Annotated in this window: 16 protein-coding genes and 1 riboswitch; of the genes, 5 read left to right on the forward strand and 11 right to left on the reverse strand. The window is 72.5% G+C overall.

What is annotated here, in order from left to right; all coding sequences use genetic code 11:
- Window positions 1-17: 17 nt before the first annotated feature.
- Window positions 18-142, forward strand: a riboswitch (FMN riboswitch).
- Window positions 143-158: 16 nt separating this feature from the next.
- On the forward strand, window positions 159-788 hold the full coding sequence (gene pnuC, locus ACFPCV_RS03990) for a nicotinamide riboside transporter PnuC (protein ID WP_378054557.1): 630 nt from the start codon (window positions 159-161) through the stop codon (window positions 786-788).
- Window positions 789-795: 7 nt separating this feature from the next.
- On the opposite strand, the gene ACFPCV_RS03995 is transcribed toward pnuC, so the two are convergent.
- The 4 genes from ACFPCV_RS03995 to ACFPCV_RS04010 all read right to left on the reverse strand — a co-directional run bounded on the left by ACFPCV_RS03995 (window position 796) and on the right by ACFPCV_RS04010 (window position 5,051).
- Window positions 796-2,430, reverse strand: coding sequence for a pentapeptide repeat-containing protein (locus tag ACFPCV_RS03995; RefSeq protein ID WP_378054559.1), 1,635 nt, complete (start codon window positions 2,428-2,430; stop codon window positions 796-798).
- Window positions 2,414-2,959: a hypothetical protein gene (locus ACFPCV_RS04000; protein ID WP_378054561.1), complete on the reverse strand. Its 546-nt coding sequence runs from the start codon at window positions 2,957-2,959 to the stop codon at window positions 2,414-2,416. Before ACFPCV_RS04000 ends, ACFPCV_RS03995 begins: the two co-directional genes overlap by 17 nt.
- Before the next feature lie 147 nt (window positions 2,960-3,106).
- Complete coding sequence (locus tag ACFPCV_RS04005) at window positions 3,107-4,360, reverse strand: serine/threonine-protein kinase (RefSeq protein WP_378054563.1); 1,254 nt, start codon at window positions 4,358-4,360, stop codon at window positions 3,107-3,109.
- A 118-nt stretch (window positions 4,361-4,478) separates the two neighbouring features.
- Window positions 4,479-5,051 carry a sigma-70 family RNA polymerase sigma factor gene (locus tag ACFPCV_RS04010; protein WP_378054565.1) on the reverse strand — a complete coding sequence of 191 codons (573 nt, stop codon included), beginning with the start codon at window positions 5,049-5,051 and terminating at the stop codon, window positions 4,479-4,481.
- A 72-nt stretch (window positions 5,052-5,123) separates the two neighbouring features.
- Here ACFPCV_RS04010 and ACFPCV_RS04015 point away from each other — a divergent pair, with 72 nt between their 5' ends.
- A complete protein-coding gene (locus tag ACFPCV_RS04015; protein ID WP_378054567.1) occupies window positions 5,124-5,861 on the forward strand; it encodes a zf-HC2 domain-containing protein in 738 nt (245 codons plus the stop codon).
- Between the two features lie 46 nt (window positions 5,862-5,907).
- Here the strand turns inward: ACFPCV_RS04015 and ACFPCV_RS04020 are convergent, their stop codons facing one another.
- The 3 genes from ACFPCV_RS04020 to ACFPCV_RS04030 are packed head-to-tail and all read right to left on the reverse strand — an operon-like array spanning window position 5,908 to window position 9,445.
- On the reverse strand, window positions 5,908-6,927 hold the full coding sequence (locus ACFPCV_RS04020) for a flavin-containing monooxygenase (protein WP_378054569.1): 1,020 nt from the start codon (window positions 6,925-6,927) through the stop codon (window positions 5,908-5,910).
- Entirely contained in the window at window positions 6,924-8,126 is a 1,203-nt protein-coding gene (locus ACFPCV_RS04025; protein ID WP_378054571.1) for an MFS transporter, read from the reverse strand. The genes ACFPCV_RS04020 and ACFPCV_RS04025 overlap by 4 nt, the downstream gene beginning before the upstream one ends.
- Complete coding sequence (locus ACFPCV_RS04030; RefSeq protein WP_378054573.1) at window positions 8,123-9,445, reverse strand: NAD(P)-binding domain-containing protein; 1,323 nt, start codon at window positions 9,443-9,445, stop codon at window positions 8,123-8,125. The genes ACFPCV_RS04025 and ACFPCV_RS04030 overlap by 4 nt, the downstream gene beginning before the upstream one ends.
- A 242-nt stretch (window positions 9,446-9,687) precedes the next feature.
- Between ACFPCV_RS04030 and ACFPCV_RS04035 the strand changes: the two genes are divergently transcribed.
- Both ACFPCV_RS04035 and ACFPCV_RS04040 read left to right on the forward strand, forming a co-directional pair.
- Complete coding sequence (locus ACFPCV_RS04035; protein WP_378054575.1) at window positions 9,688-10,542, forward strand: helix-turn-helix domain-containing GNAT family N-acetyltransferase; 855 nt, start codon at window positions 9,688-9,690, stop codon at window positions 10,540-10,542.
- A 79-nt stretch (window positions 10,543-10,621) separates the two neighbouring features.
- Window positions 10,622-11,380, forward strand: coding sequence for an endonuclease/exonuclease/phosphatase family protein (locus ACFPCV_RS04040; protein ID WP_378054577.1), 759 nt, complete (start codon window positions 10,622-10,624; stop codon window positions 11,378-11,380).
- Window positions 11,381-11,414: 34 nt separating this feature from the next.
- Here the strand turns inward: ACFPCV_RS04040 and ACFPCV_RS04045 are convergent, their stop codons facing one another.
- The 4 genes from ACFPCV_RS04045 to ACFPCV_RS04060 form a co-directional block, all read right to left on the reverse strand.
- Window positions 11,415-12,308 (reverse strand): hypothetical protein, encoded by an 894-nt coding sequence (locus tag ACFPCV_RS04045; protein ID WP_378054579.1) that lies wholly within the window; start codon window positions 12,306-12,308, stop codon window positions 11,415-11,417.
- A 143-nt stretch (window positions 12,309-12,451) separates the two neighbouring features.
- Window positions 12,452-13,075: a hypothetical protein gene (locus tag ACFPCV_RS04050; RefSeq protein WP_378054581.1), complete on the reverse strand. Its 624-nt coding sequence runs from the start codon at window positions 13,073-13,075 to the stop codon at window positions 12,452-12,454.
- Window positions 13,076-13,173: 98 nt separating this feature from the next.
- Window positions 13,174-13,668 (reverse strand): DinB family protein, encoded by a 495-nt coding sequence (locus tag ACFPCV_RS04055; RefSeq protein ID WP_378054582.1) that lies wholly within the window; start codon window positions 13,666-13,668, stop codon window positions 13,174-13,176.
- Between the two features lie 15 nt (window positions 13,669-13,683).
- On the reverse strand, window positions 13,684-14,304 hold the full coding sequence (locus ACFPCV_RS04060; protein WP_378054584.1) for a class I SAM-dependent methyltransferase: 621 nt from the start codon (window positions 14,302-14,304) through the stop codon (window positions 13,684-13,686).
- Window positions 14,305-14,403: 99 nt separating this feature from the next.
- On the opposite strand from ACFPCV_RS04060, the gene ACFPCV_RS04065 reads away from it, so the two are divergent.
- Window positions 14,404-14,982, forward strand: coding sequence for a helix-turn-helix domain-containing protein (locus ACFPCV_RS04065; RefSeq protein ID WP_378054586.1), 579 nt, complete (start codon window positions 14,404-14,406; stop codon window positions 14,980-14,982).
- Window positions 14,983-15,101: the final 119 nt, after the last annotated feature.

The following is a 15,101-nucleotide window of genomic DNA, read 5'->3' on the forward strand; positions in this document are numbered from 1 at the left end:
TGCAGGGTGGTGGGGAACGCGTGTTCCGGGGTCGGTGGAACTCCGAGCCGGCGGTACAGCCCGCGACCCGTCCGCACCCGCGGCGGTTGACCCGGTGGGATTCCGGGGCCGACGGTCACAGTCCGGATGGGAGGGACACGCGGGCCGAGAGGTTTCTCATGCACGTGTTGCTGGACAACGGAATTCCGTTCCTGGGCCAGACCATGTCCTACGCCGAGGTCATCGGCCAGGTGTTCGCGATCGCGGTGGTGTTCCTCGCCAGCGCCCGCACGTTGTGGACGTGGCCGGTGCAGCTGGTGTCGGTGGCGCTGCTGTTCGGGGTCTACACGTCCGCGCAGCTCGGCGGGCTCGCCGTGCGGCAGGTGATCGTCGGCCTCATCGCGGTCTACGGGTGGTGGGCGTGGGCACGCAGGCGCGACCCGGTGCTCGGGGTGCCAGTGCGGACCGCCACCACCCGCGAGCGGATCGCCGCCGCGGCCGCGTTCGTGGTGGGCACCGCGGTGTTCGCGCTCACGCTGGACGCGTTCGACGCCTCGTGGGCGCCGTGGCCGGACGCCGCGATCTTCGTCGGCACCGCGCTCGCGTTCCTGCTGCAGAGCATGGGCCTCGTCGAGTTCTGGGTCGTGTGGCTGGTCGTGGACGCGATCGGCGTGCCGCTGCAGATCTCGTCGCACCTGTACTTCAGCGCACTGGTCTACCTGGTGTTCGGCGCGCTCGTGGTCAACGGGCTGTGGACCTGGCACCGGGCCGCCCGGCGCGAGCGGGCACCGGTCGCGGCGGCGACCTGACGGGGCTTCAGTCCGACGCCGGTGCCCTGGTGTGATCGGTGCACATCCCGGGTGGCAGCAGCTCGCGCAGGGCGGCCACCTGGGCGGGCGTCACCCGCAGTTCCTCCGGGTACTCGGTCGGCTTGCCCGTGCCCGGCCCGCGCACGGTGATCATCACCGAGGCCGGGTCCGCGGTGCCGAGCACCCGGATGAAGTGGACCTGTTCGAGCGCGTCCCACGGCAGGGCCTGGCTCACGGGGTGTTTGTCCGACGAGGTGCCGGACAGCCACAGGTACGGTTCGCGGCCGCCTGCCGCGAACACCACGCCGCTCGGGGTCGCCACGTCGTTCCCGGTGCGGGCGCGCGCGGCGAAGCCGGACAGGACCAGGGTGGTGACCGCGACGAACACCAGGTGCCCGACCGCGGTGCCCGACCGCCACGGCCCGGTCGCCGGAAGACCGTCCAGCACCATCAGCGCCACGACGATCACGAGGTCGGCCAGTCCGGCGAACGCCACCGCCTTCAGCACCGCCCGCGCGGGCCCACTGAGCTCCTGCTCGGCCGGTCCCGGCCTCGGCTTGCCGACCGCCACCTGACTTCCGGCGCGCGGCGGGTTCCCGGCCGGGGCGCGCCGCCTCGTCGACCTCATGACGAGGCACCCGAGCACGAACGCACCACCGGCGAACGCGAGCTGGAAGTGCGGCTCGGTGGCGAGGACCGACAGCGGACCGGGATCGGCCGCCCACGCGACGTCTCCCGTGAGGTGTGTGAAGCCGCGGACCAGGCCGACCGCCGCCAGGTACAACCCGGTGACGACGAGCCCGATCCCCACGATCCCGCCCACCACAGCGGCGGACCGCAGCGGGGTGGTGTCCCGGTGCCGCATCTGGAACCTGAGCCGGGTCCGCCACCACGCCAGCGCGGCCGCGGCGGCAGGCCACAGCAGCAGGTGGGCGATCTGTGTGCCGGACGGCTGGGCAGGGGCGGCGGTGGTGTCGATGTTCGGCTCGGTCTCGTTGTCCGGCTCGGTGCCGGGGTTCAGCTCCACCTTGCCTGGCACGTCGAGCCCGGCCGACCCGCCATCGGCCGGGTCGGTCAGCCCGAGGGCGCCGTCGGTCTGTGCCTGGGTCAGGTCCGCACCGGTGACGTCGGCGCCGCGCAGGTCGGCACCGGTCAGGTCGGCCTGCCCCAGGCGCATGCCGCGCAGGTCGGCGCCGCGCAGGTCGGCGCCGGCCAGGAACACCTGGATTCCCCTGGCCTCGGTGAGCACGGCGCCACGCAGGTCGGCGTTCGTGAGATCGGTCTGGGTGACCTCGGCACCCGTCAGGTTCGCGCCCTGGAGGTTCGCCCCGGCGAGGTCGGCCTGCCCAAGCAGCGCACCGGTCAGGTCGGCACCACGCAGGTCGGCACTGGTCAGGTCGGCCTGCCGGAGGGACACCCCCGCGAGGTTCGAGCCGTGCAGGTCGGCTCCCGGCAGCTGCTCCTGGAGCAGGTCGAGCCCGCGCAGGTCGGTGCAGGCCAGCTGACCGGGTGGGGGCAGCTCGCCAGCGACGGGCGGCGGCGTGACCACCGCGCAGTCGACCGCCGCCACCGCCGGGGACACCGGCACGAGGAGCCCGACACCCACCACGAGCGCACCGAGCACGCTACGAGTCGAGCGCACCGACCTCACCCCAGTCCACGACCTTGATCCCGTCCTGCGCCAGCAACTCGCCCAGCGTCACGGCCACGTCCGCCGCGAACGCGGTGCTCGACTCGATCCGCACCGAGCGCCCGCCGCTCAGGAGCACCTCCATGCCGTCCCGGTGCGGCGCGACCGAACGGCGGGCGCCGCCGCCGCAGTCGCACCAGACCTGCACGGCGACGACCTCGGACGCGTCGTGCAGGCGGGTGGCCCACGGTCCGCGCAGGTACAGCCCCCGGGCGGGGGCCACGGCCAGCCTCACCACACCGACCGACCGCAGGTCGTCGCGCAGGCCCGCGATGAACGCCGCCACCAGCACCGTCGAGCACAGGGCCGCCAGCCAGGGCCAGGTCATCCCCCACGGCATCAGCACGGCGGCGAACCCGCCGACCGCCGCGGTCCCGTACCCGGCGGTGAGCAACCGCTTGACGAGCCGAGCCCCACGGGCTCCCGCCGTACCGACGACGACCGGCACCTGGACCGACGGACTGAGCTCAGGTCTGGTCACGGCAGAGAACCCCACATCGCCACAGGCACCCCCAGCCAGGCGAGTCTAACGAAGAAGATCACCAGGCCGGTACGTCCGCGCCGAGCTCAGGCGCCTGCGCGCACCGAAATTAGCGAACGCACCGGCGCCGGTGCGCGGGCGGCCCTGTCAGCCCTTGCCGTTCCCCTTGCCCTTGCCGTTGTTCTCGCCGTTGGACCCGTTGCCCCTGTTCTCGCCGGGACCGACGGGAGGTGCTGCCTGGCCGGCCGGCGCCGCGGTCTGCGCGGGTGGCGCGGTCTGCCTTGGCGGCGCGGTCTGCTCGGGCGGCGGGACCCGCACGTCCGTCCGCAGTTCCCCCGTGTCCTCGACGGGCACGACGGGGGCAGCGGGCACGGTCGTCCGCGAGGTCTCCGGGACCGGTGCCGGTTGCTGGCTGGTGGGGTGGCCGGGGATCGCGTTCGGGCTGGTCGTCGCGACGGCCGCGACCGCCGCGAGGGCCAGCGCCGCGAGCCCGGCGTGCACCGGCCGCAGCCGGGCCTGCTGGTCGTGGCGCCCCACCGGCCTCGGCAGCGGTATCGCCGGTTCCGCCCGGCCTTCGCCGAGCGCGGCCAGCCACTCCGCGCAGCGGGTCGCGGTCGGCCGCTCCGCCGGGTTCTGTGCGGTCATGGCCGCGAGCACGGTCCGCCACGACGGCGGAAGGCTCTCGGGCATTCGGGGTGGCCGGGAGAGCCTGGCCAGCGCCGTCTCCGCGGCACTGCCGCTGTACTCGGGGTGCCCGGTGAGGCATTCGAGCAGCACCAGCCCCAGCGCGTAGATGTCGGCGGGCGGGCCGACATCGGCGTCCGTGATCTGCTCGGGGGCGAGGTAGGCCGCTGTGCCGACGTACTCGCCCGTCCTGGTCAGGTGCGCTCCGCTGAGGACCCTGGCCAGCCCGAAATCGCTGAGGAGCGGCTCGCCGGAGGGAGCGACGAGGATGTTGGACGGCTTGACGTCGCGGTGCACCACGTCCCTGGAATGGACGTAGGCAAGCGCCTCCGCGAGTGCCGTCCCGAGCCGGGCCACCACGTCGTAGCCGAACGGGCCGGGGTTCATCAGGTCGCGCAGCGTCGGCCCGTCGACGAGTTCGAGGACGAGGAACGGCTGGTCGCCGTCGAGACAGACGTCGTACACGGTCACCAGACGGGGATGGGAGAGACTGGCGAGCAACCGCGCCTCGGACCCGAACCGGTACCGGCCGACCGGGTCCGCCGCCCGGTACAGCTTGACCGCCACCCGTCGGCCGAGCACGGTGTCCACCGCCTCGTGCACGACGGCGGCGCCGCCCTTCCCGATCAGGCCACCGAGCCGGTACCGGCCGTCGAGCAGGCAACCGTCGGGCAGGTCACCGTCAGGTAACGACTGGTGTCCGTCGTCAGCTTGCATCCAGCAGCTCCCATCCGTCCGGTAGTCCGTACCCCGGCGGCCACAAGATCAAACCGGCGGTGCGAAAGATTTCCAGAAGGAGCGAGGGCACTCGCCCCGGTGCCTGCCCGGCCCCGGGTCAGCCGGTGCCGTGCCCGCGGCACTCGTCGGCCTCGATCAGGTCCTGTCTGCCCCTGGCCACCCGTGAGCGGATCGTGCCGACCGGCACGCCGCAGATGTCGGCCGCCTCCCCGTAGGACATGCCGAGCACCTGCGTGAGCACCAGCGCCTCCCTGCGTTCCGGCATCAGCCCGTCGAGCAGGACGTTGACCTCGACGATGTCCTCGAACCCGGCCACGGTGTCGTGTGCGCCGGCCTGCCCGCGGTCGGCGGCCTGGGTCCAGTCGACCGCACCGGTCGTCCTCGGCCGGGACGTGACCGTCCTGATGTGGTCCACCACGACCCGTCTCGCGATCGACATCAGCCAGGTCCTGGCGGAGGACCGGCCCGCGAACGACCGCAGGCTGGGCAGTGCGCGCAGATACGTCTCCTGCGTGAGGTCGTCGGCGAGCCCGGCACCCGCGAGGTGCGCGACGAGCCGCCACACGTCCCGCTGCGAGAGCCGGACGAACCGCTCCAGCGCGCCCCGGTCGCCTTGGCCCGCGGCGAGTGCCAACCCGGTCAGTTCGTCGGCACCGCGCGGATTCCCCACGGCTCGGAGCGTAACCGACCTGTGGCCGGGAACCACAGAGCCGTTCGGGACGACAATGAGAACGTGGACTGTGTGACCGCACGTGAGTCCCTGTCGGCCAGGCTCGACGGGGAAGCCGGGCCCGCGCCAGTCGAGTTGCTCGACGCGCACCTGGCGGGGTGCGGCGCCTGCCGGGACTGGCAGCACCGCGTCGAGGAGCTGAACCGGCTGCTGCGCGTGCGGCCCGCCGCGCCCGGGCCCGATCTCAGCGCGACGATCGTCGCCGACGTCCCGGTCATCGAACCCGCGCAGGGCTGGGGGGTCCGGGGCGCGCTCGTGTGCGTCGCCGTCGCACAGGTCGCGCTCGGGCTGAGCCAGCTCGTCGGGATGGGCACCACCGCGACGCACATCGGACACGGTGGCGGGCCCGCCGTCGCCGGGCACCTGTTCAACGAGAGCACCGCGTGGAACCTCGCACTGGGCATCGGCATGTTCTGGGCCGCGTTCCGGCCGAGGGCGACGAGCGGGCTCGTGCCCGTGCTCGCCGGGTTCGTGGTGGTCCTGTTCGCGTACTCAACACACGACCTGATCACCGGTGCGGCGCCGGTTTCCCGGGTGCTCGGCCACGGCCTGCTCGTCATCGGACTGGTCCTGATGATCGTCGTCAACCGGCGGCACCGCCCGCTGGCACCGGAAGGCGCGAGAGCGTCCGGTGTTTCCGGGTCCGCGCACGGCACGGCGGAGAACGTCACCGATCCGGGCGGCCCGGGCACCGCCACCCCGCCCGGGCGGCCGCACCTGCGGCCGGCGGGCCGCCACCACGCGGCGTGACCCCGGCGGGCCGGTCCCGGCGACACCGGCCCGCCACCCGCGCCGCCTACCGCTGCCGGAGCAGACGGCGGACGACGTGGCGGGCGTCGCGGCCGACACCGCGCAGGGTCGCCGAGGCGAAGCTGCGTTGCCATTCGAGGCCGACGTAGCCGAGTCCGGAGTGGACGGTGGAGATTCCCTTGCGGTGGCCGCGTTCCGCCGGTGCCAGGTAAGACAGTTCGGGGCGGTAGCCGGTGGCGAGCAGGATCGTGTCGAGGTGTTCGCGGGTGCCGTCGGGCCACGTGACGGTGTCGCCGTCGATCGCGGTGAACACGCCGCGCCGGCCGGGGTTGCCCACCGCGAGTGCACGGCGGTAGCGGCCGTCGTCGTTGACCGGCATGTGCGGTGCGGACCGCAGCAGGTGCCCGATGGGCAGGTGGTCGAACCCGCTTGCCACGGACCAGAAGTGGACGTCGCGGCCGAGTGGGCGTTGCGGTGCGAACGTCACCGGCCTGCGGGTGGCGAGGGTGACGGTGGCGACCTGCGCCAGCTCGTAGCCGACCTGCACGGCCGTGTTCGCGCCGCCGACCACGATCACCCGCTGCCCGGCGAACGGGCCGGGCTCGCGGTAGTCCGCGGCATGCAGCACCGTGCCGGTGAAGGAGTCCAGCCCCGGCAGCGCGGGCCGGTGCGGCTGCCCGAACGCACCGGACGCGGCGACCACGAGCGGAGTGGTCAGCTCGGTGCCGTCCTCGACGTGGACGGTGAACCGGTCGCCGTGGCCGTGGACCGCGCTGACGCGGTGCCCGGTGCGAAGGTCGGCGTCGAGGTGTTTCGCGTAGCGGCGCAGGTAGTCCACGACCTCGTCGCGGTGCGGGTAGTGGTCCGGGTCGCCGGGAAAGGGCATGCCCGGCAGTGAGCTGTACCGCGCCGGGGAGAAGAGCCGCAGGCTCTCGTAGTAGGACGGCCAGGAGCCCACCGGTTCCTGACCTGCTTCGAGCACCACCGGCAGACGGCCGGCCGTGCGCAGTGCGTGTGCGGCGGCCAGGCCGGACTGCCCGGCGCCGATGACGACAGCGTCGATCATGGGGAGTTCTGCCTCTGCTGGGGTTTCGGGATGGTGCGGAACGACAGCGCGGTCGCGACGGCGGCGATGCCGCCGAGCACCAGGAACGTGGTGGCGTAGCTGCCGAGCAGCCCGGCGAGCGCGGCGCCGGTGAACGGGGCGAGAGCCATGGTGACGGTCATCGGGGCGGACAACAGGCCGGTCAGGTGGCCGTAGTAGCGGCGGCCCCACCGGTCGGTGATCGCGGTGGCCTGGACGAGGGTGAACACCCCGCGTGCCATGCCCGCGACGATCGCACCGATGACCAGCGCGACGGCCGTGGTCAGGACGCCGAGCAGTGCGGTCGTGGCCGCCAGCGCGAACAGGATCGCCACGGTGCGGGTCAGGACGCTGGTGTGGCGCACGATCGCGGCGTACCCGATGCGGCCCACGACCTGGCCCGCACCGCCGAGCCCGAGCGCGACCGCCGCGAGCTGGGTGGATGTGCCGCGTTCTTCGAGCAGCGGCACGAGGTTGATGATCGCGGCGTAGGTGGCGAGCGCGGCCAGGCTGAGCGCGGCGGCCAGCAGGACGAACGACCGGCTGCGTGCGACGTGCCTGGGATGGACGTCGACCTGCCCCAGCTCGACCGGCGGTCGTGGTGGCCACGGCGACCGCAGCCCGAACCAGTGCGCGGGAACCGTGACGACCGCGAAGATCCCGGCGAGCACCAGATAGGTCTGCCGCCAGTCGAGACCCACCGCGAGGGTGGCCGTGAGTGGCGCGAACACCGTGCTCGCCAGCCCGCCCGCGAGCGTCACGATCGTCAGCGCGCGGACCGCGTCGGGCCCGTGGTAACGGGTCAGGGCGGCGAACGCAGGCGGGTACAGCACCGCGCCCATCGCCGCCCCGGCCAGCACCCAGCCCGCGAAGAACCACGGCAGGTTCCGTGCGGTGGCGACCACGACGACGGCGGGGACGCCGAGCAGCGAACCGGCCGTCATGACCACGCGCGGCCCGTGCCCGTCGATCCACCTGCCGACCGGGATGCCCACCACCGCCGCGACCAGCTGGCTGACCGTCAACGCGGCGGTGATGGCCGGGGTGGACCACCCCGTTGCGGCGGTGATGTCCCCGGCCAGCACCGGAAACGCGTAGTACAGCACGCCCCAGCTGGTGATCTGCGTCGCGCACAGCGCGGCGAGCACCACGCGGCGTTCCTTCACGGCGGTGGCCGTCACCGGCCCTGCGGCACCGACAACGTCAGCACCTGCGGCTCAGCCTGCGCGCCACAGCAGCCACCGCCCTGGTCCTGTGCGGGTTCGTCGAACACCCCGGCGCCACCGCAGACCCCGGTCTCCGGCAGGACCAGCTCGACGCGTTCCGCCGACGCGCGGTCCCCGGCGAGCGCGGCCGCGATGGAGCGGACCTGTTCGTAGCCGGTCATCGCGAGGAACGTCGGCGCGCGGCCGTAACTCTTCATCCCGGCGAGGTAGACGTCCGACTCTGGGTGCGACAGCTCCTTGACGCCGTGCGGGTAGACGGTGCCGCACGAGTGGACGTTCGGGTCGATCAGCGGCGCGAGCGCGACCGGTGCCTGCAGTGTCGCGTCCAGGTCGAGGCGCAGCTCCGACAGCCACGACAGGTCCGGCCGGAACCCGGTCAGCACCACCACCTCGTCCACGCCGGACACCCGCTGTCCGTGGTCGGACACCAGGTCCCGCCCCTCGACCCGTTCCGTGCGGAACCCGGTCACCACCGCGATCCGCCCTGCCTCGACCGCGGCCCTGGCACGCAGACCGAGCGCGCCACGCGCGGGCAGCTGGTCGGCGTCGCCGCCACCGAACGTGGACCCGACCGCACCGCGCCGCAGCAGCCAGGTGATCCGGGTCGTGGGCGCCCGCTCCGCCAGGTCGGCGAACGCGACGAGCGCGGTCAGCGCCGAGTGCCCGCTGCCGGCGACGACCACGTGCCTGCCCGCGTACCGCGCCCGCACGGCTTCGTCGGTGAGGTCCGGTACGCGGTAGGAGATCCGGTCGGCCGCTGCCCGCTCGCCGACCGCGGGCAGACCGTCGCCACCCAGGGGGTTCGGCACCTCCCAGGTGCCGGACGCGTCGATCACCGCACGGGCGGTGATCCGCTCCTCGCCACCGTCGGCGAGCCGGACGTGCACGGTCAACGGCTCGGTGTCGCGCCCGGCGTCGACCACCCGGTCCCGGCCGCGGCGCGCGACGCCGATGACCTCGGCGCCGAAGCGGACCCGGTCGCCGAGCGCGGCGGCCAGCGGCCGCAGGTAGGCGGCCGCCCACTCCGCACCGGTCGGGTACTCCGCGTCGGCGGGCCGCTGCCAGTCCGTGCCCGCCAGGAGGCGACCGGCGGCGGGATCGACCAGCTCCGACCACTGGGAGAACAGCCGGACGTGGTGCCACTGGACGACCGCCGCGCCGGCCCGGTCCGCCTTCTCCAGCACCAACGGCCGCTGACCACGTTCGACCAGCTCGGCCGCGGCCGCGAGGCCCACCGGACCGGCGCCGACGACCACCACGGGCAGATCCGACATCTTCGACTCCATTCATCGACAACACTCGATTGACTGCGCTGACAGTATCGACCAGGTTCGATGAATGCAACCATCGATTTCGATCGATACTCGCCTGGCGGACCGAGCGGCACGGACAGCCGCCTCGGGCACTCCCGCCGCGCCCGGCGGTGGACCCCGCGTCGACCGCCCACCGCCCTGGCCTTGGCGACGGTCCGCCGCCTCGTTTGACGCATCATCGATCGACGTCGATACTCGGCGACATGACCGCCACCGTCCCAGCCGCCCCGGTCCTCCCGGACCAGGAAGCCGCCACCTACGCCGAATGGTTCGCGAGCCTCGCAGAACCGACCCGCGTCCGGCTGCTGCACACCGTGGCCACCACCCCCGGCGGGCTCACGGTCGGCCGGCTCACCGAACTGCTGGGCATCAGCCAGTCCACCTGCTCCCACCACATCCGCAAGCTCGCCGACGTCGGCTTCCTCAAGCTGCACAAGGAAGGCACCAGCACCCGCGTCGTCGTCAACGAGGCTTGCTGTGTGGGCCTCCCCCACGCCGCCGACGCCGTCATGGGCCTGCTCGCACCCCGCCCCTGCTGCCCACCCGACGTCGGCACCGGCATCACCGTCCGCGCACTCGAACCCGGCGACTGGGCCGCGGTCCGCCGCATCTACGGCGAGGGCATCGACACCGGGGTCGCCACGTTCGAGACCACCGTCCCCTCCCGCGCGTCGCTCGACGCGAGGTGGCTCCCCGGCCACCGCTGGGTCGCCGAACTGGACGGCGAGGTCGTCGGCTGGACCGCCCTGTCCCCCGCGTCGACCCGCGACTGCTACGCGGGCGTGGCCGAAAGCTCGATCTACGTCGCCGACGGCCACCGCGGCAGGGGGATCGGCAAAGCCCTGCTCCGCCAACAGGTCGTCGCCGCGGACCAGGCCGGTCTGTGGACCCTGCAGACGACGATCTTCACGGAGAACCGCGCCAGCATCGCCCTGCACCACCAGGCCGGCTACCGGACCGTCGGCATCCGGGAACGCATCGCCGAACTGAACGGCACCTGGCACGACACGATCCTCATCGAACGCCGCGCCGACTCCGTCGAACGCCCCGCCTGCTGACGGCGAGCGCGGTGGCGCCGGTTCGAAGCGGTACCCGGCACCGATTGACGGCGATGATCGCTTCTGCTTGTGTGAACCGGTGCGCCTCATCGCCCGGCTCGTCACCGTCCTGTCGCTGGCACTGCTCGGCATCGCGGTCGTCCCGCCCGCGTCGGCGGCCACCACGGTGAAGGTGTTGCAGCTCAACATCTGCCACAGCGGGGCGGCGGGCTGTTTCTCCGGCGAGGCGGTGATGACCAAGGCGGTGTCGGTGATCTCGTCGACGAAGCCGCACGTCCTGTCGGTCAACGAGGCCTGCTCCGGCGACGTCGCCCGGCTGCGCGCGGCGATGGGCGCGGCACAGGCCAGGTTCGTCGCGGCGCAGCGCCCCGACGGCTCACCGGTGACGTGCCGGAACGGCCAGCAGTACGGCAACGTCGTCATGGTCGTGGACGCGCTGGCGGGCGACACCGGCGTGAGCGGCCGCCACACCGCGCAGGACGGCAGCAACGAACTGCGGGTGTGGGCGTGCCTGCCCGCCGGTGAACTGAGCGCGTGCACGACGCACCTTTCGGCGCGCAGCGGCACCACGGCGCTGGCGCAGTGCCGGGAGCTGATGGCACGTGCCGCCGGGTACACCGCGACGGGCCCGGTCGTCGTCGCGGGCGACCTCAACCTGCGCTACCAGGGCACCCCGGACGCGCAGGACTGCAACCGGTCCGGCTTCTACCGCAAGGGCGACGGCAGCGTGCAGCACGTCTTCGCCACGAAGGACCTGACCTTCGTGAGCGGCAAGAAGATCGACATGGCGGGCACCACCGACCACCCGGGCTGGCTGGTCACCGTCACCATGCCCTGACCGCCGCCGCGAAGTTCGCCCGGACGCCGCGGTGTCACCCGTGCCACCACTGGTTGTTCCTGAACTTCTTCCGCAGGATGGCCGCGACCGCCGGGCTGACCGCGTTCGCGACCTCGCGCCGCGCGTGCGTCGCCGCCAGCTCGTTCAGGTTCCCGGGTTCCTCCACCGTGTAGTAGTGCGTGGACAGTGCCTGGCCGTCCGCCGAGTTCGCGTCGACCGAGGCGATCAGCGCGAACAGCGAGGTCTCGTCCGGCCCCTGAGCCTGCGGTGCGACCCGCTGCCGCAGGAAGTCCAGGAAGCCACCCCACACGTAGTCGGCCATCGAGTCGATCCACGCGACCAGGGTGCCCGCCTCGATCCCGTCGACCAGCTCGGTCAGGAAGCGGGCGTCCCACACGCCGGGGTAGGTGTCCCGCAACAAGTCGAGCTGGTTCCTGGCGGTCTGCCCGGTGAACTTCTGCGCTTCCCGGAAGAACGCCTCCGCGGTGGACGTGTGCACACCGGGGTCACCGCCCGCGATGTTGATCTGCACACCGCACGTCGGACAGTTCAGCGTGTCGCAACCGTCGATGATCGACACCGCGCTGCCGCAACCTGGTGAGTGCGTGTAGGCGCCGAACTGCCAGGCGTTCGTCCGCAGCGTGGCGTCGTCGACGGTGACCACGTTGGCGGCCGGCGCAGCCGCGGCGAGCGCCGCGAGCGCTGCCACCATGGCCGCTTTGGTGTCGGCGGGCACGATGGCGTCGTAGTCGTCGGGGTCGGTCACCTCGGCCAGGCACAGGCTGCAGACGTAACGGCTGTTCTGGTACCGCACCACCGCCTCGGGGCTCGCGGCGACGCACTCGGCACATACCTCCGTGCGGCAGCACGGCGGGACCCTCTTCTCACTGTCGTCCTTGTCGTCGGTGCAGATGGCGCAGGAGAACATGATGGCGGCAACTCCTCTTGACGGCTCTCCGCACCCAACCACGAACCGCCGCACGGGAAGCTGCCCGAACAGGCACTTCTCGGTGCGCCCCTCGCTGTCCGGACACGCACCCGCCGGTCCGAAACCTTCACCTCCGTCGCGGGTCAGGCGGCCGGATAGGTCCATTCCCAGCCGCGCTGTCCGTCCTCCTCGAAGCCCATCAGCTGGAGGGCGATGACCCCGGACGCGTCGGTCACCTCCAGGTCCATCACACCCTGGTACTGCTGGTTGAGGCCGTAGGTGTCCGGCAACTGACCGGTGGACGGGTCCGCGCACATGCCGAAGCTGGTGTCGCGGGTGACGCCGTCCTTGCCGATCTCCACGAACGAGAAGGGGTTGATGATCCCGCCGACACGGTCGACCACGTTCGCGTCGCCGCCGGTAGCGACGCGAAAGTGAAGCAGCAGCGTGTGCCCGCCGTCAGGGTGGGAACCGAACTCCGCGCACGGCGGGTCCACCTCGACCTTGTCGATGGCGAACGACACGCCACCCTCGCAGTCCTTGCCTGCCCCGCCGAAGCAAGCCAGCTCGCCGAGCTGCTTGACGATGAACCCGCGCTCGTTGGTCTCCGGCTGCCGGGCCGCCGCCGGGTCGGCGGCCTCGTCGCCCTCGGCGGCAGGCAGCTTCGGCGCGTTCTCACCACCGCCGCTGCCGGTGGTGCCCGCACACCCGGCGAGGCCAACGACGACGCATCCGGCGAGCGCGAGGCGCTTCACGACGTTCTTCATTGAAACCCTGGTCCTGTCTCATGTGAGTGATTCCCCGACTTGCGGGTCGGTGCGGCACGGCAAGTGGTTACAGGGGTCACCCGTGTGAGGGAGGAACGTCAGCGGCCGGTGGCGCCGTCGACGAGTTCGCGCAGGATGTCGGCGTGCCCGGCGTGGCGCCCGGTCTCCTCGATCATGTGGGTGAGGGTCCAGCGCAGGGACGGCGCCGGGCCACGGCGTCCGCCAGGGCGCGGTCCGGGCGCGGTGAGGTCGGGGCAGGCGGCGATCACCTCGTTCGCGCGGGCGGCGGTTTCCCGGTAGGCGAGGAGAAGGTCGTCGACGCTCTCACCCGGTTCCGGGTGGAAGGTGGCCGCCCAGTCGGTTACCGGCTGGCCGAGCAGCCAGTGCCGCTCGACGTGGGTGAGGTGCTTGACGAGACCGAGCAGGTTCGTTCCCGACGTCACGCCGGGGGTGCGGACCTGCGGTTCCGGGACGCCGTGCGCCTTGGCGAGCACCGAGGCACGCAGGTAGTCGAGGAAACCGAGCAGCACCTCCTTCTCCCCCGGGCCGGTCCTCGGCGGGCCCACGTCACGGCGGCGGTTGGCGGAGCGCATGGTCGTCCTCCCTGGTCAGGCGGTTGTGCGGCGGATGACCAGCACGTTGTCGGTGACGGTCGCGGTCTGGCCGCCCGGCCCACGCGCGTCCCGCCGTGGCATGTCGGCACGCTCGACCAGCCACCGGCCCGGGTCGAGTGCCAGTTCGGCGGCCACCTCGTTCGGCGTGGGGTAACGGACCTCGGGGTCCTGGTTCCAGGACCAGGGTGCGGTGGAACCGTGGTCGACGACCACGAGCCGCCCGCCGGGCAGCAGGGCGTGCGCGGCGGTGCGCAGCACCTCGGCCCGTGGCAACTCGAACGGGGTGTGGAAGTACTGGGCGGACACCAGGTCGAAGCCGCCGTCGGGGAAGTCCTCCGCGAGGTCGACACGGGCCGTGGTCAGCACCGTGTGCACACCGCGCGCACGGGCGTTCTCGGCGAGGCGCCGGACCGCGTTGGCCGAGATGTCGACCGCGGTGACCCGCCAGCCGCGGCCGGCGAGCCAGAGCGCGTCACCGCCTGCCCCGCAGCCCAGGTCCAGCGCGGTGCCTGGCGTGAGTTCGCCGACGATCTCGGCGAGCACGGGGTTCACCCCGCCGGTCCGGGGAACGCGGTACTGCTCGTCCCAGAACTGGGCGCTTCGTGTCGTTCTCATCGTCGGTTCCTCTCGTGCCGTCGTCGGGTACGGCACCCACTCTTGCCCGGGACCGCCACGAACCGCACGAGATCTTGCCGATTCGGCAAGACTGGGAGCATGAGCGAGCAGATCAAGGACGTACTGGACGCGGTCGGCCCGAGGCTGCGCGCACTGCGCAGGCAACGCGCCATCACCCTGGCCGATCTGTCGGCGACCACCGGCATCTCGGAGAGCACGCTGTCCCGCCTGGAAAGCGGCGGGCGGCGGCCGAACCTGGAACTGCTGTTGCCGCTGGCACACGCGTACGACGTTCCGCTGGACGACCTCGTCGGCGCACCGCGCACCGGTGACCCTCGGGTCCACCTGCACCCGATTCACCGCCACGGCATGACGTTCATCCCGCTCTCCCGCAGGCCCGGTGGCGTGCAGGCGTACAAGATGCTCATCCCGAGCCGCGGGGAACCGGCCGAACCCACCCCGCAGACCCACAGCGGCCACGAGTGGCTGTACGTCCTCAATGGACGGTTGCGGCTGGTGCTCGGCGATCGCGACCTGACCCTCCCACCTGGCGAAGCCGCGGAGTTCGACACCGCACAACCCCACTGGCTGGGCACCGCGGACGGAAAGGCGGTCGAACTGCTCATCCTGTTCGGCCTGCAGGGAGAACGCGTCCACGTCCAGCCCCGCACCACGTAGGCGTCGTCATGGGTGCCGACGGTCGCACGTGACACCGGACGTCAGCGCGCGGCGGTGATCTGTTTATACGGACAGCGTCGACCAGGGTGACCGCACGGCCGGGCTCGTGGGGACGCGGT

Source organism: Actinophytocola glycyrrhizae, assembly GCF_042653545.1.
In the GTDB taxonomy this organism is placed as follows: Bacteria; Actinomycetota; Actinomycetes; order Mycobacteriales; family Pseudonocardiaceae; genus Actinophytocola; species Actinophytocola glycyrrhizae.

Bases quoted from the DNA above. Each gene is read 5' to 3' on its own strand.
- pnuC (WP_378054557.1), top strand. From the start codon at position 159: ATGCACGTGTTGCTGGACAACGGAATTCCGTTCCTGGGCCAGACCATG.
- ACFPCV_RS04005 (WP_378054563.1), bottom strand. From the start codon at position 4,360: ATGCAAGCTGACGACGGACACCAGTCGTTACCTGACGGTGACCTGCCC.
- ACFPCV_RS04020 (WP_378054569.1), bottom strand. From the start codon at position 6,927: ATGATCGACGCTGTCGTCATCGGCGCCGGGCAGTCCGGCCTGGCCGCC.
- ACFPCV_RS04030 (WP_378054573.1), bottom strand. From the start codon at position 9,445: ATGTCGGATCTGCCCGTGGTGGTCGTCGGCGCCGGTCCGGTGGGCCTC.
- ACFPCV_RS04035 (WP_378054575.1), top strand. From the start codon at position 9,688: ATGACCGCCACCGTCCCAGCCGCCCCGGTCCTCCCGGACCAGGAAGCC.
- ACFPCV_RS04045 (WP_378054579.1), bottom strand. From the start codon at position 12,308: ATGTTCTCCTGCGCCATCTGCACCGACGACAAGGACGACAGTGAGAAG.
- ACFPCV_RS04050 (WP_378054581.1), bottom strand. From the start codon at position 13,075: ATGAAGAACGTCGTGAAGCGCCTCGCGCTCGCCGGATGCGTCGTCGTT.
- ACFPCV_RS04055 (WP_378054582.1), bottom strand. From the start codon at position 13,668: ATGCGCTCCGCCAACCGCCGCCGTGACGTGGGCCCGCCGAGGACCGGC.
- ACFPCV_RS04060 (WP_378054584.1), bottom strand. From the start codon at position 14,304: ATGAGAACGACACGAAGCGCCCAGTTCTGGGACGAGCAGTACCGCGTT.
- ACFPCV_RS04065 (WP_378054586.1), top strand. From the start codon at position 14,404: ATGAGCGAGCAGATCAAGGACGTACTGGACGCGGTCGGCCCGAGGCTG.